Origin of the sequence: Vibrio sp. vnigr-6D03 (assembly GCF_002835515.1) — a bacterium.
GTDB lineage: Bacteria > Pseudomonadota > Gammaproteobacteria > Enterobacterales > Vibrionaceae > Vibrio > Vibrio penaeicida.
This window is the reverse complement of the sequence record NZ_PIZL01000024.1, coordinates 39,087-59,177: the sequence shown is the minus strand read 5'-3', so window position 1 is coordinate 59,177 and position 20,091 is coordinate 39,087. Positions and strand designations below refer to the sequence as shown.

Sequence of the window (20,091 nt, the reverse complement as noted above, 5' to 3'; positions counted from 1 at the left end):
TATCCGATTTAATGTCAACTAGATCACCATGAATTTTATTCATGATGAAACTACGCATTTTTCATTAATAAAAATCCACAGTATTTTAAAGGGATAGGGGCAACAAAAAAGGGCGCGAGCGCCCTTTCGATATAACAAATTGCTATAACAAAGATTTATAACAAACTTGAAAGTCGATTCAGATCCGACTGAATAGCCCCCGCCGTCACGGCCTTACCCGCTCCAGGGCCTCGAATAACGAGTGGGTTGTCTTTGTACCATTTACTCTCAATGGCAAAGATATTGTCGCAAGGCAACAAGTTGGCTAGTGCGTGCTCACGAGGTAACGCTTCTACACCTACTGTTGCGCTGCCGCTTTTTTCCAGTCTCGCCACATAACGCAATACTTTGTCTTCACGCTGGGCTTTTTCAAGGCGCTCGGCTAAGTTTTCGCTCAGGATCTGTCCATTGTCCAAAAAGTCATCCAGCGGTAAATCGCGCAATTGCTCTGGAACCAATGATTCAACTTTCACGTTTTCAGGCTCGAGCTCTAATCCGGATTCACGAGCGAGAATCACCAACTTACGCATCACATCAGAGCCATCTAGGTCACAACGAGGATCGGGTTCCGTTAAACCTTGCTGCCATGCAAGGTCAACTAAGTCACTGAAAGGCACCTGACCATCAAACTGTTGGAAGAGCCATGACAGCGTTCCTGAGAAGATTCCAGAAAGAGCTAGAATGTCATCCCCACTTTCACGTAAATCACGCACTGTGTGGTTAACAGGAAGCCCTGCACCTACCGTTGCGTTATAGAACCAATGGCGACCAGTCTTTGAAAACGCATCTTGTACCTGATGATAAACGTCGCCCGGTGCCGAACCTGCAACTTTATTTGCCGAAATCAAATGGAAGCCGTGCTCAGCAATACTGACATACTGATTAGATAACGCTTCACTGGCTGTCACATCCAATACGATAACTTCATCGAATTTCTGCTGATGCGCCAATTTGTCCAACCATTCCGTTCCGTCATTGCTGATCGCTTCATCATCAAAACGATTAAAGACCTCTTTGGCATCAATGCCCTCAAAGTCCAACCAATACGTTTGGCTATCGACTACCGCAACCAAATCAAACGTTTTTCCATGACGCTTTTCAAGCTCGTCTTTTTGCTCATCAAACAGCTCTATCCAACTGGAACCGATATTGCCTTTGCCGCACAAAGCGATAGCAACACGCTTTTGAGCTTGGAACAACTGGCTGTGAATGCCTGTGATTAAGCGAGATGTATCGGTTTTACGAAGAATCGCGACCAAGCTAAGACCAGATTCAGCCTCACTAATAAACTCTACGGTGCTGTTTTTCAGTTGCTGGTAAAAACCGTAGCAATGATTCGGGTTATTGGTTACACCAGCGCCTACCGCAGCAACCAGTGAATACCCTTCTTTCAATTTAATTTCCGCACCGATAGAGACATCTTGTAGGTGGGAAAGCGCCTCACCAGCCACTTCTGAGGTATACGCCAAAAGCAAGCAACCTTGATCGCTTTGCGCTTCAAATGCCAATGGGCTGAGTTGCCCGCGTGAAAGTGTTGTAAGTACTTCTTTGGCTAAACGTTCAAAATCATGCCCATGCCCGAAGTCCACTTTAACCAGTAGCACTTCATCCAAAGAGGTAATGATTTTGGCACCACGACCCGACGCAAGAACACGCTCAATACGTGTTGAACCTGACTCAGGTTGGTAGCTGCAACGCAAATGCAGTTCCATTGAACTTTGAGCAACAGGTTGTAACGTACGGCTATGAAGAACTGGTGCAGCCAAGCGAGCCAACTCACTGGCTTCATCTAGGCGCAACAGAGGCAGTAAGCAGGCGTCTGATACTTTACGAGGGTCAGAGCTATACACCCCAGCCACATCACTCCATATGGTTACTCTGGACGCTTCTGCTAGTGCTCCGATGACGGTCGCTGAGTAATCTGAACCATTACGCCCGAGAAGAACTGTTTCGCTTTCTTCATTTTTTGCCATGAAACCAGTAATAACAATTCGACACTGACGATGCTGTGCTAGCGATTCTTTAATTAAAGGGTAAGAACGTGCTCGGTCGACCTCCGGCTGAGCTCCGTGTTCTGCACGAAGGAAATCACGTGAATCTTGCGAAACCGCTTCTAAACCATTGTGATTAAGAAGTTCCGCCAATAGCCTCGCCGACCATATTTCGCCGTGTCCCATTGCTGATGATTTTTGAGCACTGCTTAATGGGTAAGACAATTCACCTAACCCAGAAAATTCCGTGTTAAGAACATCAAGCAAAGGCGCTGCACGTTCTGCTGGCAACAAGCTTTCAATTAATTGTGTTTGGTATTGTCTGAGTTCTTGCAACGCTTCATGCGCTAAACGCCCGTCTTTTTCTAACGCCGCCAACCAAGCGATAAGTTGGTTTGTTGTGCCACCTGCTGCAGATACAACAACCAAGTCATTCGTATCCGAATATTCTTTGAGTATGCTCACCACACGTTGATAGCATTCGGCATCCGCCAAGCTACTGCCACCAAATTTATGCAATTGACGTTCGAGAGTCATTACGCCACCTCCTTGGCTTTTGCAAAGGCTTGCTTCAAATCAGCGATCAGATCTTGCGCATCTTCAAGACCCACAGACAAACGCAGTAGTGTTGGGGCAATGCCCGCTTCTTCTTGCGCTTCATCACTCATGGCACGATGTGTCATTGAACCAGGGTGACAGATCAGGCTTTCCACCCCACCCAAAGATTCTGCGAGCGAGAAAAGCTGGAGAGAACTGGCAAAACACTTCATTTGCTCAAAGCTTCCATTCAATTCAAAGCTGAGCATAGAGCCAAAGCCTGATTGCTGCTTTTTGGCAATATCATGACCTGGGTGCTCTGGCAAACTTGGATGGTAAATGGTGCCAACCAATTCATGTGTTTTCAAAAACTCTAAAATCGTGTTCGAGCTCTCTTCATGAGCTCGCATACGTGCACCAAGTGTACGTAAACCTCGTAGGGTCATGTAACTGTCGAAAGGCGTGCCAGTTGCGCCAATACAGTTACCCCACCACGCTAAATCTTCCGCGTGTTTTTCATCTTTACAAATGATGACACCACCAATCACGTCAGAGTGACCATTAATGAATTTAGTTGTGGAATGCACAACGAAATCCGCACCAAGCGTAAGCGGTTTTTGGTAAACCGGTGTTAAAAACGTGTTATCGACTGCGACAAGCGCACCGACTTGTTTTGCTTGTTCGCAAATTTTCGCAATATCAACAACACGTACCAAAGGATTTGATGGTGTTTCAAGTAAGACCAGTTTAGGTTTTTTGCTGAGTGCTTCAGCAAGAGCGGCTTCATCGGATTGATCAACAAATTCAACTTTGAAGTCACCCTTTAGTGAACGGGTGTTAAAGAGTCGATAAGTACCACCATAGCAATCGTGTGGCGCAACAATAAGATCGTCAGGACCTAAGAATGCCGTCACCCAAAGGTTAATGGCTGCTGTGCCAGTATTGGTGATGATGGCGTTTGCACCTTCTTCCAGCTCAGCTAACGCTTGCTCTAGCAAGCCTCGATTAGGGTTACCTGAACGCGTGTAGTCATATTTGGGCACTTCACCAAACGCAGGAAAGCCATAGTTCGTAGACAAGTAAATTGGTGGGACAACTGCGTGATACTGAGTATCCGCTTCAATACCAGTGCGTACGGCAATAGTGGCTGGCTTTCGTTGGCTCATAAATAGGGTCTTCCTTTCCTGTGGTGCAAACTTTTCGAGCCTCTGTTATACCAATTACGAACGCGAGTTAACATGCGTGTAACGTGTTTTAACAGAGATAGTCACGATTAATATGCAATACTTTAGCGCTCTCATTTTAGGACGTCAACACTTCTAGACGTCCATATGTCTTTGCTTGTGGCAGTAAAAGTCGCTAAAATCGTTTTTTATGAACGGCTAAGTCGCTAAAACACATGAAAAGAGCTTTCTGTGCGGAGTAGCCATATAACTTAGATAAATAATAATTGAAGGTGCGCAATGGCAGATTGGAATGGCGAATACATAAGCCCCTATGCTGAGCATGGTAAAAAAAGCGAACAAGTAAAAAAGATTACAGTATCGATTCCGTTAAAAGTACTTAAAGTACTGACAGACGAAAGAACACGCCGCCAAATTAACAATCTGCGTCACGCCACCAACAGCGAACTGCTTTGTGAAGCTTTTCTCCACGCTTATACAGGTCAGCCATTACCGACAGATGAAGATTTGAGAAAAGATCGCCCAGACGATATTCCGAGTGAAGTGAAAAAAATCATGACGGAAATGGGCATCGAGTTCGAAGCCTACGACGAAGAATAAGCAGAAAAAAAGGGGGGATAGCCTAAGCTATCCCCCTTTTTTATGTGTATTGAAAAAGCAATTTCCGTTTAATCTGACACACATGAAAAGTGAATCAGATTGTCACGTTCATGATTGCATATAGTTTTCAGGCATTTCAATACGAGCAACGCCTGAATCAATGGCAGCTTGCGCAACCGCTTTTGCTACTCGTGGCAGTAAACGAGCATCCATCGGTTTCGGGATGATATAACCGGAACCAAATTCTAGCTCCGTAACACCTGCCGCTTTTTTCACTTCTTCTGGTACGGGCTCTTTTGCTAATTGTCGAATAGCATCGACCGCTGCGAGCTTCATTTCATCATTAATTTCACTGGCACGAACATCCAACGCACCACGGAAAAGAAATGGGAAACAAATAACATTGTTAACCTGATTCGGGTAATCGCTTCGACCCGTCCCCATGATCAGGTCATCACGAACTTGATGAGCGACTTCCGGCTTGATTTCTGGATCAGGGTTAGAACACGCAAAGACAACAGGTTTATCCGCCATCAGCTTTAGAGCTTCTGCAGGTAATAGATCAGGGCCAGACACTCCTAAGAAAAGGTCGGCACCCTCAATAACATCTTCCAACGTGCGCTTATCTGTGTTGTTCGCAAACAGCTGCTTGTATTCATTCAGGTCATCGCGGCGAGTATGAATCACACCTTTACGATCCAGCATGTAGATTTTTTCGCGCTGCGCACCACATTTGATCAGCAGTTCCATGCACGCAACGGCAGCAGCCCCCGCACCTAAACAAACAATCGTCGCATCTTCGAGTTTCTTATCTTGAAGTTCAATCGCATTCAACATACCAGCAGCCGTCACAATAGCCGTGCCGTGTTGGTCATCATGAAAGATGGGAACATCACAACGCTCGATAAGTCGCTGCTCAATTTCAAAGCAATCTGGCGCTTTAATGTCTTCTAAGTTAATGCCGCCAAACGTATCGGCAATGTTGGCGACGGTATCAACAAATTCATCAATCGTGCGATGTTTCACTTCGATATCGATGGAATCAAGACCAGCAAAACGCTTAAAAAGAAGCGATTTACCTTCCATCACAGGTTTGGACGCTAGTGGCCCTAGGTTACCCAGCCCAAGAATGGCTGTACCGTTAGAAATGACAGCCACCATATTGCCTTTGGCAGTGTACTTATAAACATTGTCAGCATTTTGCGCGATCTCACGTACAGGTTCGGCTACGCCAGGGCTGTAAGCCAGCGCGAGGTCTTCTACTGTATTGGCTGGCTTGGTGAGTTCGACGGAAATTTTACCGGGAGTAGGTTGAGCGTGATAATCCAGAGCTTGTTGGCGAAAATCTTGTTGGCTGTTGTCTTCAGACATGTGGGGACGTTCCAATTATTGTTTTTTGAGTAGGTAAAGGGTGTTTCTTGCATTGTTAGCTGAAGCCGACCGCAAATTTAACTTCAGCTCTTTATTATACTAAAGTATGACTTGCAATCTTCATAGATTGCCAGCGTCAAAGAAAGGTCATTTTGAAAGAGCTAAGACCACTTAACCGAGAGCTGAATCAAAAAACATTTATTTCATGAACGAAAAAAGGACGCCGAGGCGTCCTTTTCAAATTTGGTCAGTATTACGAATTCGTAATTACTTGCTGCTAAGAGCACCAAAACGCTTGTTGAAGCGATCAACACGGCCGCCAGTATCAACGATACGCTGCTTACCAGTGTAAAACGGGTGACATTTGTCACATACGTCTAGGTGGATAGAATCTTTGTCTAGAGTTGTTTTGAACTCAAAAGTGTTGCCACAAGAACATGTTGCTGCAACAGCTTTGTATTCTGGGTGAATACCTACTTTCATGGGATAACCTCAAATTGGGCCGTGTCGCCATCCGATTCTATGCCGGACACCACACGTAGTTTCAGATAAATCGATGCGGAATGACCACATCATCAAGGCGCAGTATAGTAATGAAACATTTAGGTAGGATCAACCTATTTGGCAGTTTTTTCGCCAACTATTTTTGATTTAGAGGCAGTTTTCACCCGTTTACCCTACGGGTAAGAAAATTCGAGTTTAGCCAGATTTGATGGATAGGTTACTTAGCGAATCTTACTCAGTTATACTCAAACCACCTCAAGATGCTAGTTTCAGCGAGAATTGCTTAGTTTTCAGGCAAGGCACCAATTTGCAGATCTAGTGGTTCTAAATCAAGAATTGGTAACACAGTATGAAAACTAAGCAAACTCGCCCTTGGGAGCTCATCTTATGTCCCATTTCATCGTCAAAGAACTTGGAAAGGACTCGTCATTCCACTGCGTTCTTTTCCTTGAACTGACACAGAAGATAGAGCTCTGAATCCTGCACCTTGAGGTGGTTTGAGTATATAATCACTTTATTCCTATCAGGTTCTTTATAAAAGATTTATGCGCCCTTCTATTGCCAGAGTCGCTTTGCCCGTACCATTGGACAAGCAATTTGATTACCTAATTGCCCCCCATCAATTTCCAGTGATTGGCGGCCGCGTGAGCGTACCTTTTGGCAGGCAAACCTTGGTTGGTATTGTAACGGAGCTCGTCAGTCAGTCTGAGTTTCCCGTTCATCAGCTAAAGGGAATTAAAGAAGTACTTGATGAGTCACCTGTTTGGCAAGATTCTCTGTACGCATTATTGCAGTGGTGCAGCCAATTTTATCTCTATCCGCTAGGTGACACGTTAGCGAATGCTATGCCTGCTTTATTAAGGAAGGGAAAGCCTGCCAACTTCAATACTTTAAAAGAATGGGTTATTACTTCCTCTGGTAAAGATCAAATCATGAGCGGGTTTGGTCGAGCCGTTCAGCAAGCCAAAGCGATGCACCTGCTCGCAAACGGGTCTGTTCCCCATCAAGTGATGCTCGACAACGAAATATCCAGCCAAGTATTGAAAGCCTTGCAAGAGAAAGGCTGGGTAGAACAAATAGAAAGTAAGCCTGTTGCCATAGATTGGACAAAGCAAGTAGAAAGTACTGAGGAAAAGCCCAAGCTCAACGAAGAGCAATCTGTCGCGATTGCAGCTGTAAATAGCCATCAGGACTTTGGCTGTTTTCTGTTGGAAGGGGTTACTGGTTCGGGTAAAACCGAAGTTTACTTGAATATGATTAAGCCCGTTCTCGATAAAGGAAGGCAGGCACTGGTTTTGGTACCAGAGATTGGATTAACACCGCAAACCATCAATCGATTCAAACGTCGCTTTAATGTCCCAGTAGAAGTTATTCATTCAGGATTAAACGATACCGAACGTTTGAATGCTTGGTTAGCGGCACGTGATAAACACGCCGGTATTGTCATCGGGACTCGCTCTGCGTTACTGACGCCGTTTGCCGATCTTGGCATCATCATTGTCGACGAAGAACACGACGCTTCATACAAACAACAAGACAGTTTGCGTTATCACGCTAGAGATGTTGCGGTGATGCGAGCGGCTAAAGAGAAGATTCCCGTCATATTAGGCAGCGCAACCCCTGCTCTCGAAACTCTCCACAATGCATTGAATGGTAAATATCATCACTTAACCTTGGCGAACCGCGCTGGTGCCGCCATGCCCACAACCAATAAAGTGCTGGATGTAAAAGGGTTATATCTAGAGAGTGGCTTATCTGCCCCACTGATCGCAGAAATGCGCAAGCACTTAACGGCTGGCAACCAAGTCATGCTATTCCTCAATCGCCGAGGCTACTCACCTGCCCTCATGTGTCATGAATGTGGGTGGATTGCCGAATGCCACCGTTGCGATGCCTACTATACATTTCATCAAAATAGTCGAGAAATGCGATGCCACCACTGCGGTGCTCAACATCCAGTCTTGCATCAATGCCAAGGCTGCGGCTCGACACAATTGGTATCCGTCGGTGTTGGCACAGAGCAGTTGGAAGAACAACTTGCCAGCTTGTTTCCCGAATTCAAAGCAATCCGAATAGACAGGGACAGTACCCGACGTAAAGGCAGCCTAGAGAGTGCCTTGAAATCCATTCGGAATAACGAATATCAAATCCTGATTGGCACGCAAATGCTGGCGAAAGGTCACCACTTTCCAGACGTCACGCTCGTTGCACTGATTGATGTCGATAGCTCGTTGTACAGCAGTGACTTTAGAGCTTCCGAAAGGCTGGCGCAGCTCTTTATTCAAGTGGCTGGGCGTGCAGGTCGAGCCAGCAAAGCAGGGGAAGTCATCTTACAAACACACCATCCTGAACATCAGTTACTGCAAGCTCTTCTTCATAAAGGGTATGGACATTTTGCTCAAACAGCACTTGAAGAAAGAAAGCTTGCCTTACTGCCACCTTACACTTTTCTTACCTTATTTCGCGCTGAAGCAAATCATGAAGAAACGGGTGAACAATTCCTAAGGCAAGTAAGGCAAACCATTGAATCTAATCCAATTTTCAACAATGAATGCATGGTATTAGGTCCAATGCCCGCACCACTAGCAAGACGCGCTGGCAAGTCGCGTTGGCAACTAATATTGCAAGCTCCGTCACGATCTTTAATGCAAAAATTGTTGTACAGTTCAAAGGTCGTCATAGATGCACTGCCATTGGCAAAAAAAGTGCGATGGACAACCGATATTGAGCCCCAAGATCTTAGTTAGAAGTAAAATCTCTGTAAATTGATGTGATGTCAGTTCTGTTACTCAACGGTATTTTGTAGCTAGTTTGAGAAAATGAATATGATCCTATGTGATTGATGTCACGCTACTTATGCAAAATTTGTTAATCTGCCCGTAAATTAATCTTAATTTAGAGCATAAAATATCCAATAAAAAAGTTGCTCACGTCAGCGCTAGATATAAATCTTATAGATGCTATTACAGCCATGAAAAATAAAGAGGACAACTTACTATGGCGACAATGAAGGATGTTGCCCAGCTAGCAGGAGTTTCTACTGCAACCGTATCACGAGCTCTGATGAATCCTGAGAAGGTTTCATCTACTACGCGTAAACGTGTAGAGAGCGCCGTTTTGGAAGCTGGTTATTCACCGAATTCACTGGCAAGAAATTTACGACGTAATGAATCCAAAACCATCGTTGCAATTGTACCTGACATCTGTGACTCCTATTTCACAGAGATCATTCGTGGCATTGAAGATGTAGCTGTGGAAAATGGATATCTCGTACTATTGGGGGACAGCGGTCAGCAAAAGAAACGAGAAAGCTCGTTGGTCAACTTGGTTTTCACTAAACAAGCCGATGGCATGTTGCTTTTGGGTACGCACTTGCCATTCGACGTCAGCAAACCGGAACAAAAAAACCTGCCACCACTGGTGATGGCTTGTGAATTTGCACCGGAACTGGAATTGCCGACAGTCCATATTGATAACCTAACGTCGTCTTTCGAGGCGGTGAACTATTTGACGCAAATGGGCCACTCCAAGATTGCTCAGATTTCAGGGCCAGACGATGCTGCGCTTTGCCAGTTTAGAAACCAAGGGTATCAGCAAGCGCTGAGAAGAGCTGGCATAACGATGAACCCCACTTATAAAGAGATGGGAGATTTCACCTTTGAGTCTGGTCACAAGGCAGTCACCAAATTGCTTTCGTTACCAGAGCCACCAACCGCTGTTTTCTGTCATAACGACGCCATGGCAATTGGAGCAATCAAAGGAGCAAAAGCCGCAGGATTAAAAGTACCTCAAGATTTATCCGTTGTAGGCTTCGATGATATTCAGTTTGCTGAATTCTGCGACCCTCCACTAACGACCATTACGCAGCCACGCTATGAAATCGGTCGACAAGCCATGCTGATGCTGCTTGAAATCCTGAAAGGTCGTGACGTTCACGCAGGTTCACGCCTGTTGGAAACACACTTGAAAATCCGAGAAAGCGCGGCTCCACCAAGAACTTAACACTTCGAAAGTGGACTCACCTGCAAGCTTTTCACTGGTAACACTGGTTTTCCAGAGTAATTCTGGATTACCATGTTACCCGTTTTTTATTGACTGCAAGCTGTTAAACCGTGGCAAATAAAGATTACGTAAGAAGAGGGCGTGGGCAAAAGAAGCCTACCAGAAAACAAACATCCAATAAGAAGCCGTGGAAAGCAGGTCTTATCGCTATTTTACTTGCTGGCGGGTTTGGCTATGGGCTTTATATGCTCAGCCAAGATCCTGAACCACCCAAACCTCAGGTTGCTCAGAAACCGAAGAAACCAGTGAGCAAACCTAAACCACTGCCACCACCACCTGAAGAAAAGTGGGAATACGTCGATTCACTTCCAAAGCGAGAAGTGCAAGTCGAAGCCAAAGAGCAAGTGGTGTCTGAGATTCCATATATAATGCAATGCGGAGCCTATAAAACGCTCGCGCAAGCAGAAGCACGCAAAGTAGATATAGCCTTTCAAGGCATCAGCAGTAAGATCCGTAAAAAGGAAGGCAGTAGCTGGTATCGTGTCGTGCTCGGACCGTATGTTAAAAAACGCGATGCAGAGCGCGATCGTCACAAACTTCAGCGTGCCAAGATAGAACCTTGTGCCATCTGGAAAGAGTCGCAATAGAGCACTGCGTTCATGACTAAATTCACAAGGGAGCCGTTGGCTCCCTTGTTTTTTTATCTCCAGCCCACATATCCGAGTTATATCGCGAGCGAATTAAAAGGTTAATAAAAGTGACTACTATCGTATCTGTACGCCGAAATAATAAAGTCGTCATCGCTGGAGACGGTCAAGTATCGTTGGGTAACACCGTAATGAAAGGCAACGCAAAGAAAGTGCGCCGCCTCTACAATAATAAAGTGCTGGCTGGATTTGCCGGCGGTACGGCAGACGCCTTCACTCTTTTCGAAAGATTTGAAAGCAAACTGCAAATGCATCAAGGTCACCTAACAAAAGCGGCCGTTGAATTGGCAAAAGACTGGCGCAGTGACCGCGCATTAAGAAAACTTGAAGCTCTACTCGCCGTCGCGGATGAAACAGCCTCGCTTATCATCACTGGTAATGGTGACGTGGTTCAGCCAGAAAACGATCTCATCGCCATTGGCTCTGGTGGTAACTTTGCACAAGCCGCAGCCACTGCTCTGCTCGAAAATACAGAGTTAGACGCCCGTGAAATCGCTGAAAAATCGCTGAAAATTGCTGGTGATATTTGTGTTTTCACCAACCACCATCATACCGTTGAAGAACTCGACACCGCGGCGCAAGAATAATAAGGATTACCCTATGTCTGAAATGACACCTAGAGAAATTGTTCACGAATTAAATCGTCATATCATCGGTCAAGACAAAGCCAAGCGCGCTGTAGCCATTGCGCTTCGTAACCGCTGGCGTCGAATGCAGCTCGAAGAAAACTTACGAGTTGAAGTCACCCCAAAGAACATCTTAATGATCGGTCCAACGGGTGTGGGTAAAACAGAAATTGCGCGCCGCCTAGCTAAATTAGCTAATGCCCCGTTCATGAAAGTAGAAGCAACGAAATTCACTGAAGTGGGTTATGTCGGCAAAGAAGTCGAAACCATTATCCGTGATTTGACCGATGTTGCGATCAAATTGACGCATCAGCAAGCGATGGAAAAAGTAAAATTCCGCGCGGAAGAACAAGCTGAAGAACGCATTCTGGACGCGTTGCTTCCTCCACCACGTGAAGGCTGGGGTTCAAGCGAGAACACAGAAGATAAGTCTAATACTCGTCAAGTTTTCCGCAAGAAGCTGCGTGAAGGCAAGCTAGACGACAAAGAGATCGACATTGAAGTGGCTGCGCCTCAAATGGGCGTGGAAATCATGGCTCCTCCTGGTATGGAGGAGATGACTAACCAACTTCAAGGCATGTTCCAAAACCTTGCAGGCGATACCAAGAAGAGCCGCAAGATGAAGATCAAAGACGCGTTTAAAGCGCTAGCCGAAGAAGAAGCTGCGAAACTCGTCAACCAAGAAGAACTGAAAGAACAAGCCATCTATAACGTAGAAAATAATGGCATTGTCTTCATTGATGAAATTGACAAAATCTGTAAACGTGGCGAGAGCTCCGGCCCAGATGTGTCTCGCGAAGGTGTCCAGCGCGATCTGCTACCTTTGATCGAAGGAAGTACAGTGTCGACCAAGCACGGCATGGTAAAAACAGACCATATTCTGTTTGTCGCATCCGGCGCATTCCAAGTAGCGAAGCCATCCGATCTGATCCCAGAACTGCAAGGTCGTCTACCTATTCGTGTTGAGCTAGAAGCCCTAACAAGCGAAGACTTCAAACGCATTCTAACCGAACCTAAAGCTTCTCTGACTGAGCAATATTCCGCGCTAATGGCGACGGAATCTGTCGATGTGAGCTTTACTGAAGACGGCATCTCACAGATTGCTGACGCAGCATGGCAAGTCAACGAAACAACAGAAAATATCGGTGCCCGACGTTTGCATACCGTAATGGAGCGCTTGATGGAAGAAATCTCATTTGAGGCCACTGAGAAAGGTGGAAGTGCGGTGACAATTGATTCCGCCTACGTGCAATCCAAGTTAGGTGAATTTGTAGAAGACGAAGACTTAAGCCGATTTATTCTATAAACATCCCGTATTTGATATAAAACAAGCCCGCCGCACTTAGGCGGGCTTTTTGTATTCACCATTTCAAAGTCGTTGTTATACTGGATGCAAATCGAGCAACGACGTACGAAGCATGAGACAATCTTTAAGTGTATGGCTGGGCGCCGCTCGCCCAAAAACACTGCCTTTGGCCTTTGCCTCTATCGCAACAGGCAGCAGCCTAGCTTTATTCAATGGTCATTTTTCTCTTCCAGTAATGCTGCTAGCCTTACTGACTGCGATTCTGTTACAGATACTCTCCAACTTAGCCAATGATTATGGCGACGCTCTAAAAGGCACCGACAACCAAGATAGAATAGGTCCTGTACGCGCGATCCAATCGGGCGCTGTCACTGCAAAAACCATGAGAAATGCCATTATCATCAATATTGCTCTCACGATACTGTCTGGTCTCGCTCTCATTTTTTATGCTCTGCAATCCCCCACCAGCATTGCCGCATTTCTAGCACTAGGGTTGCTCGCTATAGTAGCTGCCATCGCCTATACGGTGGGTAACAAGCCTTATGGTTATATCGGTTTAGGGGATCTTTCGGTGTTCATCTTCTTTGGACTACTTGGCGTTGCTGGCACCTTTTTTCTTCATACTGGTTTTATTGATGCCACCATTTTTCTCCCGTCGATTGGTTGCGGGCTCTTGGCCGTGGCTGTCCTTAACATCAACAACATGAGGGACATCGACAACGATGCCGCATGTGGCAAACGCACGATGGCGGTTCGTCTTGGCGCTCAACGTGCAAAACGCTACCACATGTTGTTGTTGGCTGGCGGAACGGTCCCCTTCATAGCATTCTTGGCTTTACAGAGCACTGCATTGGCTTGGGGGTTGAGTATGTTGCTTGCCGTATTATTTGTGGTCAATCATGGCAGAGCGGTACTGGCTGCCTCTTCCCCAACTGAACTGGCACCCATGATGCCCGTCATTGTTAAATGTGCCTTGATAACTAACCTCTTATTCTCAATCGTGATCACGGGTCAAACTCTGATGACTTAATTGAGCCTTGTCATTGCAATGACTTACTAGGCATATATACTCGAATACAGAACTGCGTAACAGAAGACGACTTGCTTATGGAATACAACACCTCAGCACTATGCGATATCTACTTGGATCAAGTAGATGTAGTGGAACCTATGTTCAGTAATTTTGGTGGTAGTGCCTCGTTCGCGGGTCAGCTTACAACCGTAAAATGCTTTGAAGATAACGGCTTAATCAGAAAGGTATTGGAACAAGATGGTGTAGGTCGAGTATTGCTCATCGACGGAGGCGGTTCACTACGCCGTGCTTTAATCGATGCGGATCTGTCGTCTTTAGCAGAAGAAAATGAATGGGAAGGCATTGTGGTTTACGGGTGTGTGCGCGAGGTCGACGAACTCGAAGACATGAACATCGGTATCCAAGCTCTAGCCTCTATTCCAGTCGGTGCAGCGCAGCAAAGCGTTGGTGAAATCGATGTTGCCGTCAACTTTGGTGGTGTAACCTTCCTACCAGAAGATTACCTATATGCTGATAATACAGGCATCATCATCTCCCAAGAGCCTCTCGACTCCGACTTAGAAAGCGAAGATGAAGACGACTTCTCAGACGAAGAAGAATAAACAAGTATCTTCACTGTAGTACTCATACCAAAAAAGCAGCCATCGGCTGCTTTTTTGTATTCTTGAATTTCTATAATTTCCTACAAAGTACGCTTGTGTAGTTCTAGGAGGGGGCGCGGAATTTATAAGCATAAATGAGCACCACCGACAACGAAATACGCGAGCGTACGCCGTAGGAAAAAGAAATTATTCTACGTCGTCCATCTTCCCAAGAAGATTACGAATACGCTCCTGCCACGCAGTGTGCTCTTCACGCATCTTAATGTTTTGTGACTCTAACTCTTCACGGTTGCTTTTCAGCTCATTTGCTTCGGAATTAAGTTGAGCGTTTTGCTCTTTCAATTCTTCCACTTCCATTTGTAGAAGTGCGATAGTATCAACTGCGGTTTGGATTTTTACTTCTAGCTGCTCTAGGACTTCTAAAGACATGTTAGCCACCTGTTTATTTTGATTCAGTCTGCGTGAATGAAAGTTCACAAATTACCTCACATTCTACTCAGCATCTTTGATAGACACACGTTCAAAATTGGTGATCTATGCTCGGTTGGTTAAAAAAAAGTCGATATTTAACCAAATCTTGACGTTCATTATTAATATCTACAAATTTACCGTCAAAAATTGATGCTGGGCAATCGACACTGGATTTCAAAGGCAAAATCGCAAACGTTTGAATGGGGCTGTGATAGAATCGCCGCCAATTATTTCTCTAATTTTGTTTGGTATCTGGAGTCCACATGAAACGCGATTTGGCGATGGCATTTTCCCGAGTAACTGAAGGCGCAGCTCTGGCTGGCTATAAATGGCTTGGTCGAGGCGACAAAAACGCCGCTGATGGTGCCGCTGTTGAAGTTATGCGTGCCCTTCTCAATAAAACTGACATCTCTGGTGAGATTGTTATCGGGGAAGGCGAGATTGATGATGCTCCTATGCTTTACATTGGTGAAAGTGTTGGCGTTGGCGGTGATGCCGTGGATATCGCGGTTGACCCAATAGAAGGCACTCGCATGACCGCAATGGGGCAATCTAATGCGCTCGCGGTATTAGCCGCTGGAGAAAAAGGCAGCTTTTTGAAAGCGCCCGACATGTACATGGAAAAATTGGTTGTGGGTCCGGGTGCAAAAGGGGCAATTGACCTAAGCAAGCCTTTGGCTGAAAACCTAACGAACATCGCTGCCGCTCTAGGGAAAACACTGGATACATTAACCGTAACCACATTAGCCAAGCCTCGTCACGATGCCGTGATTGCTGAAATGCAACAGATGGGTATTCGTGTATTCGCCGTGCCGGATGGTGATGTTGCCGCATCCATTCTAACGTGCATGCCAAATAGCGAAGTGGATGTCATGTACTGCATTGGTGGCGCACCGGAAGGCGTAGTATCAGCAGCAGTTATTCGCGCCCTAGATGGTGATATGCACGGCCGCTTACTACCACGTCACGAAGTCAAAGGCGATACTCCAGAAAACAGAGCTCATGGCGAAAAAGAGCTAGAACGCTGTAAAGAAATGGGCGTTACTGCTGGCATTGTTTTGCGCATGGAAGATATGGCGCGCAGCGACAATGTGGTCTTTTCCGCAACCGGTATTACCAAAGGCGATCTGCTTGAAGGAATTTCTCGTCAAGGGAATATCGCCACGACCGAAACACTATTAATTCGAGGTCGCTGTCGTACGATTCGCCGTATTCAGTCTACTCACTATCTTGATCGTAAAGATGACGAAGTTCGTGACTTTATTCTGTAAGCGATAATCATATTGTCATTAGCGCAGCCTTGGCTGCGCTTTTTGTTTTAAGACTCATCCTTTAGCAAAGTAACCGACAGTTAATCAAGAGTTTGCTTTATTAACCTCATACCTCATAATAGTTATCAAGCTAGAGGTAAGGACAACATGAAAACCACTGATCGGATTCTGAATAAAATCAAACGTGAAGGCGCTATTACTGCCAAAAAACTTTCACAAGATTTATCCATGACAACGATGGGCGCACGCCAACACCTTCAGAGCCTAGAAGACGAAGGGTTCTTAGATTTTGATGATATAAAAGCGAAAGTCGGACGTCCGACCCGCCATTGGTCACTTACCGATAAAGGTCACGCACAATTCTTTGATGGTCATAGCGACCTGATGATTAATATGATTGATGCTGTAGAGTCTGTCTTTGGAAAAGAAGGGATGGAAAAAGTCACGGCAGAACGTGAAGCAACCACACTTCGACAATACCAAACGGCAATGGCGCATTGTAAGACATTGGAAGAAAAGCTAAACGTGCTTACCGAGCTCCGTGATAGCGAAGGTTACATGGTTGAACTGCTAAAAAACGAGCTAGGATTTGAACTCATAGAAAATCATTGCCCTATTTGCCGAGCAGCAAAACGGTGCCCCAACCTCTGCCTATCCGAGCTGAATGTCTTCCGTAAGCTTTTAGGAAAAGACTATTCAGTTACGCGAACCGAACATATCATTCAAGGAAAGCGTCGCTGCAGCTATCAAATTAGCCCTCACTAATTTCCCAATCGCATCATAAACTTACGCTGAAAGCTCAATTTGTCGTATTATTTTAAGATTAAAGTTGCATATATCAATAATGAGACAGAACAATAATAGAGCAGTTACAGTGCATTTTTTGAGCTAATTTTATCGTATGCTCTGATCATGTGCTGTAACGAAGAAGTAGGAGGGTGCAGATGGGACGCGCTCAATATGATCAAACTTTACCTCCATTTGAGGAGCTTGTCGCTCTGGCTCAGGATGATCCAGAAGCATTTAATCAATTTCGCCAGAAGATGTGCGATGAGATGATCACATACGCATCATCTGAAATGCAGCCCCGCTTGCGGGCGCAGCAAACTCACATCGAACGAGTCATTGACCGATGTAAAAATCCAACCCATGCCAACGTAGCATTAATGAACGAGCTCACCGCTCAAATTGGTAAATTCCAAGATGCTTTGCATGGCGATATCATTAAGGAATCCGCCGACATTGTTCCGTTCGACTTAGAACGAAAACAATAGCTCGAAGTACACTCAAACGAAACTCGCTGAACTCTACACTTTGAAACATACTCAAACCACCTCAAGATGCTAGGTTCAGCGAGCATTGCTTGATTTTCAGGCAAGGCACCAATTTGCAGATCTAGTGGTTCTAAATCAAGAATTGGTAACGCAGCATGAAAACCAAGCAAACTCGCCCTTGGGAGCTCATCTTCTGTCTCATTTCATCGTCAAAGAACTTGGAAAGGACTCGTCATTACACTGCGTTCTTTTCCTTGAACTGAGACAGAAGATAGAGCTCTGAATCCTGCACCTTGAGGTAGTTCGAGTATAAATTGAGTACAAATACAAAAACGGACCTCCTTCGGTCCGTTTTTCATTGGGCTATTGCATTCGTTGCGCTTTGCCGCTTTCAATATCGCACGAGGATTGGCTTATTTAAGCGGAGGAGCACCATATTGGTTTTCTTTGTCGTCACCTTTCAGCAGGCCACATTCCACAAAAATCCACACGCCCGCCGCCAACGCTAAGATAGAAGCAATCATTTCAAGAGGTGAAGTTTGAATTTCAACGCCTGGCGCTGCAACAGGTACCAAAACACGCCCAGCGATAACCGGAATATGCAATGCAAGCCAGTACACCGATTTCCCCCTGTCGTGCCAACGTTTTGCGGTAATAGCAAGATCAGGGAAAAGCATGAACGCTAGGAAGGCGATGGCAATGACATTTCCTAAATCTGGGAATAATGTCCCTGCACCAAAACTAAAACCAATCACAATCAGATAATAGAACGCATTCCAGATCCAGAAAACCTGACGCCCGATACGTCCGCGAAAAGAAAACAAGTACTGCTTCATCGACATCTTTTACTTACCTTTGCTCAATTGAGCACTTTTTGAAAACATTTGGTGTCCATATCACGGACATTAATGGTCAAGCTATGAACTTCACTGGCTTGCTGCTGCAATATCTCCATCAACTGACTCGACAATGTTCGTTTTTGTTCTTCGGTTCTGCCGTCTAACAAATCAAATGTAATGTGGATAAAATCCACCGAGTCTTCCTGATCCCCCACTAACCAATGGTGGCAACGCAAAGCTCGAGACTTTACCGAGGACACTTCAAACAAACCACTGCTGATCGCTGCTTGATGTAAATCTTCCAGCAACAATTGCACATTCACTCGTTCATCGACCGAGTTCGAATACTCCATCACTAAGTTAGGCATTGCTCGTCCTTGTTCATCTTTCCGTGATTTGGGGTAATACCCAAATAACCCCAAGGAGCTGGACTCAGAGCCTCATATTCGGTTTCAGTCCAAGGAAAAGGACGCAGTGGAATGACGAGTCCTTTCCAAGTNNGGCTCCCAAGGGCGAGTTGAATTGGCTTCCAAGCTTCGTAACCGATTCTTGACTTAGAACCACTAGGTCTTCAAATCGGTGCCTTGCTTGATAACCAATTCATTCTCGCTGAGCCAAACTCATTGGGGCTACTTGGGTATAAGATACAGGAAATTAAGCGCCTTGGTGCACTCTGGACATGAAACTGCCCACTTGATCACTGGTTTTTATCTCTTTGGTAACACCATCAGATCTGACCTTACAGTCAGATCATGGAAAGACATGACACCAGTCATGATTTAGCCGTATTAATCTGTTATATTCTTTCGCAATCACGTTTATTTTTTACATTAATTAATGGAGATATTCCTATGCGTCGTCCTGTAGTGATGGGTAACTGGAAACTTAATGGCAGCAAGTCAATGGTCACTGAACTATTAAATGGCCTAAATGCTGAACTTGAAGGCGTAACTGGTGTAGACGTTGCAGTTGCTCCACCAGCACTTTACATCGACCTAGCTGAGCGTCTAATTAAAGAAGGCGGCAACAAAATCATCTTGGGCGCGCAAAATACTGATGTAAATAACAGCGGTGCATTCACTGGTGATACTTCTCCTGAAATGCTAAAAGATTTCGGTGCAACGCACATCATCATCGGTCACTCTGAGCGTCGTGAATACCACGCTGAGTCTGACGAGTTTGTTGCTAAGAAGTTCGCATTCCTTAAAGAAAACGGCCTAAAGCCAGTATTCTGTATCGGTGAGTCTGACGCTCAAAACGAAGCAGGCGAAACTGAAGCTGTATGTGCACGTCAAATCAATGCAGTGATCGACGCTTACGGCGTTGAAGCTCTAAATGGCGCAATCATCGCATACGAACCAATCTGGGCTATCGGTACTGGTAAAGCAGCAACAGCTGATGATGCACAGCGTATTCACGCTTCTATCCGTGCACTTATCGCTGAGAAAGATGCAGCAGTAGCAGAGCAAGTAATCATCCAATACGGTGGTTCTGTTAAGCCTGAAAATGCAGCGTCTTACTTCGCACAACCAGACATCGATGGTGCGCTAGTAGGTGGTGCATCTCTAGACCCTAAAGGTTTCGCAGCTATCGCTAAAGCAGCGGCAGAAGCAAAAGCGTAATTCTGATTTTCCAGAACACATTAAAAAGACCAGCTTCGACTGGTCTTTTTTATTGCATTTTTTTGCCATAACTCAAGGGTTATTCAAACTGAACTTTAGGGTCTGTTGACCT

19 protein-coding genes are annotated in these 20,091 nt (G+C 45.4%); 12 read left to right on the top strand and 7 right to left on the bottom strand.

The genetic code is table 11. The features are described from left to right. Nucleotides 1–155: 155 nt before the first annotated feature. Nucleotides 156–2,567: a bifunctional aspartate kinase/homoserine dehydrogenase II gene (locus CW749_RS19890; protein ID WP_101114049.1), complete on the bottom strand. Its 2,412-nt coding sequence runs from the start codon at nt 2,565–2,567 to the stop codon at nt 156–158. Continuing rightward, nucleotides 2,567–3,733: an O-succinylhomoserine (thiol)-lyase gene (locus CW749_RS19885; RefSeq protein WP_101114047.1), complete on the bottom strand. Its 1,167-nt coding sequence runs from the start codon at nt 3,731–3,733 to the stop codon at nt 2,567–2,569. The genes CW749_RS19890 and CW749_RS19885 overlap by 1 nt, the downstream gene beginning before the upstream one ends. 297 nt (nt 3,734–4,030) lie before the next feature. On the opposite strand from CW749_RS19885, the gene metJ reads away from it, so the two are divergent. Beyond that, nucleotides 4,031–4,351 (top strand): met regulon transcriptional regulator MetJ, encoded by a 321-nt coding sequence (metJ, locus tag CW749_RS19880; RefSeq protein ID WP_101114045.1) that lies wholly within the window; start codon nt 4,031–4,033, stop codon nt 4,349–4,351. Between the two features lie 108 nt (nt 4,352–4,459). Here the strand turns inward: metJ and CW749_RS19875 are convergent, their stop codons facing one another. Continuing rightward, on the bottom strand, nt 4,460–5,722 hold the full coding sequence (locus tag CW749_RS19875; protein WP_101114043.1) for a malic enzyme-like NAD(P)-binding protein: 1,263 nt from the start codon (nt 5,720–5,722) through the stop codon (nt 4,460–4,462). 267 nt (nt 5,723–5,989) lie between these two features. Further along, nucleotides 5,990–6,205 (bottom strand): 50S ribosomal protein L31, encoded by a 216-nt coding sequence (gene rpmE, locus CW749_RS19870; protein ID WP_101114026.1) that lies wholly within the window; start codon nt 6,203–6,205, stop codon nt 5,990–5,992. Between the two features lie 566 nt (nt 6,206–6,771). Between rpmE and priA the strand changes: the two genes are divergently transcribed. From priA to rraA, 7 genes are all read left to right on the top strand, one after another. Then, nucleotides 6,772–8,973 (top strand): primosomal protein N', encoded by a 2,202-nt coding sequence (gene priA, locus CW749_RS19865; protein ID WP_101114024.1) that lies wholly within the window; start codon nt 6,772–6,774, stop codon nt 8,971–8,973. Between the two features lie 250 nt (nt 8,974–9,223). Continuing rightward, a complete protein-coding gene (gene cytR / locus CW749_RS19860) occupies nt 9,224–10,228 on the top strand; it encodes a DNA-binding transcriptional regulator CytR (protein WP_101114022.1) in 1,005 nt (334 codons plus the stop codon). 110 nt (nt 10,229–10,338) lie between these two features. Beyond that, on the top strand, nt 10,339–10,875 hold the full coding sequence (locus CW749_RS19855; RefSeq protein WP_101114020.1) for an SPOR domain-containing protein: 537 nt from the start codon (nt 10,339–10,341) through the stop codon (nt 10,873–10,875). A gap of 110 nt (nt 10,876–10,985) precedes the next feature. After that, nucleotides 10,986–11,522 carry an ATP-dependent protease subunit HslV gene (hslV, locus tag CW749_RS19850; protein WP_101114019.1) on the top strand — a complete coding sequence of 179 codons (537 nt, stop codon included), beginning with the start codon at nt 10,986–10,988 and terminating at the stop codon, nt 11,520–11,522. A 13-nt stretch (nt 11,523–11,535) separates the two neighbouring features. Further along, nucleotides 11,536–12,867: an HslU--HslV peptidase ATPase subunit gene (hslU, locus tag CW749_RS19845; protein ID WP_101114018.1), complete on the top strand. Its 1,332-nt coding sequence runs from the start codon at nt 11,536–11,538 to the stop codon at nt 12,865–12,867. 112 nt (nt 12,868–12,979) lie between these two features. Then, on the top strand, nt 12,980–13,897 hold the full coding sequence (locus CW749_RS19840) for a 1,4-dihydroxy-2-naphthoate polyprenyltransferase (RefSeq protein ID WP_101114017.1): 918 nt from the start codon (nt 12,980–12,982) through the stop codon (nt 13,895–13,897). A gap of 77 nt (nt 13,898–13,974) precedes the next feature. Further along, a complete protein-coding gene (gene rraA, locus CW749_RS19835; RefSeq protein WP_101114016.1) occupies nt 13,975–14,502 on the top strand; it encodes a ribonuclease E activity regulator RraA in 528 nt (175 codons plus the stop codon). Nucleotides 14,503–14,688: 186 nt separating this feature from the next. On the opposite strand, the gene zapB is transcribed toward rraA, so the two are convergent. After that, nucleotides 14,689–14,931 carry a cell division protein ZapB gene (gene zapB, locus CW749_RS19830; RefSeq protein WP_101114015.1) on the bottom strand — a complete coding sequence of 81 codons (243 nt, stop codon included), beginning with the start codon at nt 14,929–14,931 and terminating at the stop codon, nt 14,689–14,691. A gap of 305 nt (nt 14,932–15,236) precedes the next feature. Between zapB and glpX the strand changes: the two genes are divergently transcribed. The 3 genes from glpX to CW749_RS19815 all read left to right on the top strand — a co-directional run bounded on the left by glpX (nt 15,237) and on the right by CW749_RS19815 (nt 17,518). Further along, the gene (gene glpX, locus CW749_RS19825; protein ID WP_101114014.1) at nt 15,237–16,244 is read left to right on the top strand and encodes a class II fructose-bisphosphatase; all 1,008 of its coding nucleotides are present in this window, start codon (nt 15,237–15,239) and stop codon (nt 16,242–16,244) included. Nucleotides 16,245–16,391: 147 nt separating this feature from the next. Beyond that, nucleotides 16,392–17,009: a metalloregulator ArsR/SmtB family transcription factor gene (locus CW749_RS19820; protein WP_101114013.1), complete on the top strand. Its 618-nt coding sequence runs from the start codon at nt 16,392–16,394 to the stop codon at nt 17,007–17,009. A gap of 179 nt (nt 17,010–17,188) precedes the next feature. Further along, on the top strand, nt 17,189–17,518 hold the full coding sequence (locus tag CW749_RS19815) for a DUF3135 domain-containing protein (protein ID WP_101114012.1): 330 nt from the start codon (nt 17,189–17,191) through the stop codon (nt 17,516–17,518). A 413-nt stretch (nt 17,519–17,931) separates the two neighbouring features. Here the strand turns inward: CW749_RS19815 and CW749_RS19805 are convergent, their stop codons facing one another. Both CW749_RS19805 and CW749_RS19800 read right to left on the bottom strand, forming a co-directional pair. Beyond that, nucleotides 17,932–18,360: a DUF805 domain-containing protein gene (locus tag CW749_RS19805; protein WP_101114010.1), complete on the bottom strand. Its 429-nt coding sequence runs from the start codon at nt 18,358–18,360 to the stop codon at nt 17,932–17,934. A gap of 17 nt (nt 18,361–18,377) precedes the next feature. Next, on the bottom strand, nt 18,378–18,725 hold the full coding sequence (locus tag CW749_RS19800; protein WP_101114009.1) for a 5-carboxymethyl-2-hydroxymuconate isomerase: 348 nt from the start codon (nt 18,723–18,725) through the stop codon (nt 18,378–18,380). Nucleotides 18,726–19,208: 483 nt separating this feature from the next. Between CW749_RS19800 and tpiA the strand changes: the two genes are divergently transcribed. Further along, nucleotides 19,209–19,979, top strand: a complete 771-nt coding sequence (gene tpiA / locus CW749_RS19795) for a triose-phosphate isomerase (RefSeq protein WP_101114008.1) — start codon at nt 19,209–19,211, stop codon at nt 19,977–19,979. The last annotated feature ends 112 nt before the right edge of the window (nt 19,980–20,091 follow it).

Bases quoted from the DNA above. Each gene is read 5' to 3' on its own strand.
- CW749_RS19890 (WP_101114049.1), bottom strand. From the start codon at position 2,567: ATGACTCTCGAACGTCAATTGCATAAATTTGGTGGCAGTAGCTTGGCG.
- CW749_RS19885 (WP_101114047.1), bottom strand. From the start codon at position 3,733: ATGAGCCAACGAAAGCCAGCCACTATTGCCGTACGCACTGGTATTGAA.
- metJ (WP_101114045.1), top strand. From the start codon at position 4,031: ATGGCAGATTGGAATGGCGAATACATAAGCCCCTATGCTGAGCATGGT.
- CW749_RS19875 (WP_101114043.1), bottom strand. From the start codon at position 5,722: ATGTCTGAAGACAACAGCCAACAAGATTTTCGCCAACAAGCTCTGGAT.
- rpmE (WP_101114026.1), bottom strand. From the start codon at position 6,205: ATGAAAGTAGGTATTCACCCAGAATACAAAGCTGTTGCAGCAACATGT.
- priA (WP_101114024.1), top strand. From the start codon at position 6,772: ATGCGCCCTTCTATTGCCAGAGTCGCTTTGCCCGTACCATTGGACAAG.
- cytR (WP_101114022.1), top strand. From the start codon at position 9,224: ATGGCGACAATGAAGGATGTTGCCCAGCTAGCAGGAGTTTCTACTGCA.
- hslU (WP_101114018.1), top strand. From the start codon at position 11,536: ATGTCTGAAATGACACCTAGAGAAATTGTTCACGAATTAAATCGTCAT.
- CW749_RS19840 (WP_101114017.1), top strand. From the start codon at position 12,980: ATGAGACAATCTTTAAGTGTATGGCTGGGCGCCGCTCGCCCAAAAACA.
- rraA (WP_101114016.1), top strand. From the start codon at position 13,975: ATGGAATACAACACCTCAGCACTATGCGATATCTACTTGGATCAAGTA.
- zapB (WP_101114015.1), bottom strand. From the start codon at position 14,931: ATGTCTTTAGAAGTCCTAGAGCAGCTAGAAGTAAAAATCCAAACCGCA.
- glpX (WP_101114014.1), top strand. From the start codon at position 15,237: ATGAAACGCGATTTGGCGATGGCATTTTCCCGAGTAACTGAAGGCGCA.
- CW749_RS19820 (WP_101114013.1), top strand. From the start codon at position 16,392: ATGAAAACCACTGATCGGATTCTGAATAAAATCAAACGTGAAGGCGCT.
- CW749_RS19815 (WP_101114012.1), top strand. From the start codon at position 17,189: ATGGGACGCGCTCAATATGATCAAACTTTACCTCCATTTGAGGAGCTT.
- CW749_RS19805 (WP_101114010.1), bottom strand. From the start codon at position 18,360: ATGTCGATGAAGCAGTACTTGTTTTCTTTTCGCGGACGTATCGGGCGT.
- CW749_RS19800 (WP_101114009.1), bottom strand. From the start codon at position 18,725: ATGCCTAACTTAGTGATGGAGTATTCGAACTCGGTCGATGAACGAGTG.
- tpiA (WP_101114008.1), top strand. From the start codon at position 19,209: ATGCGTCGTCCTGTAGTGATGGGTAACTGGAAACTTAATGGCAGCAAG.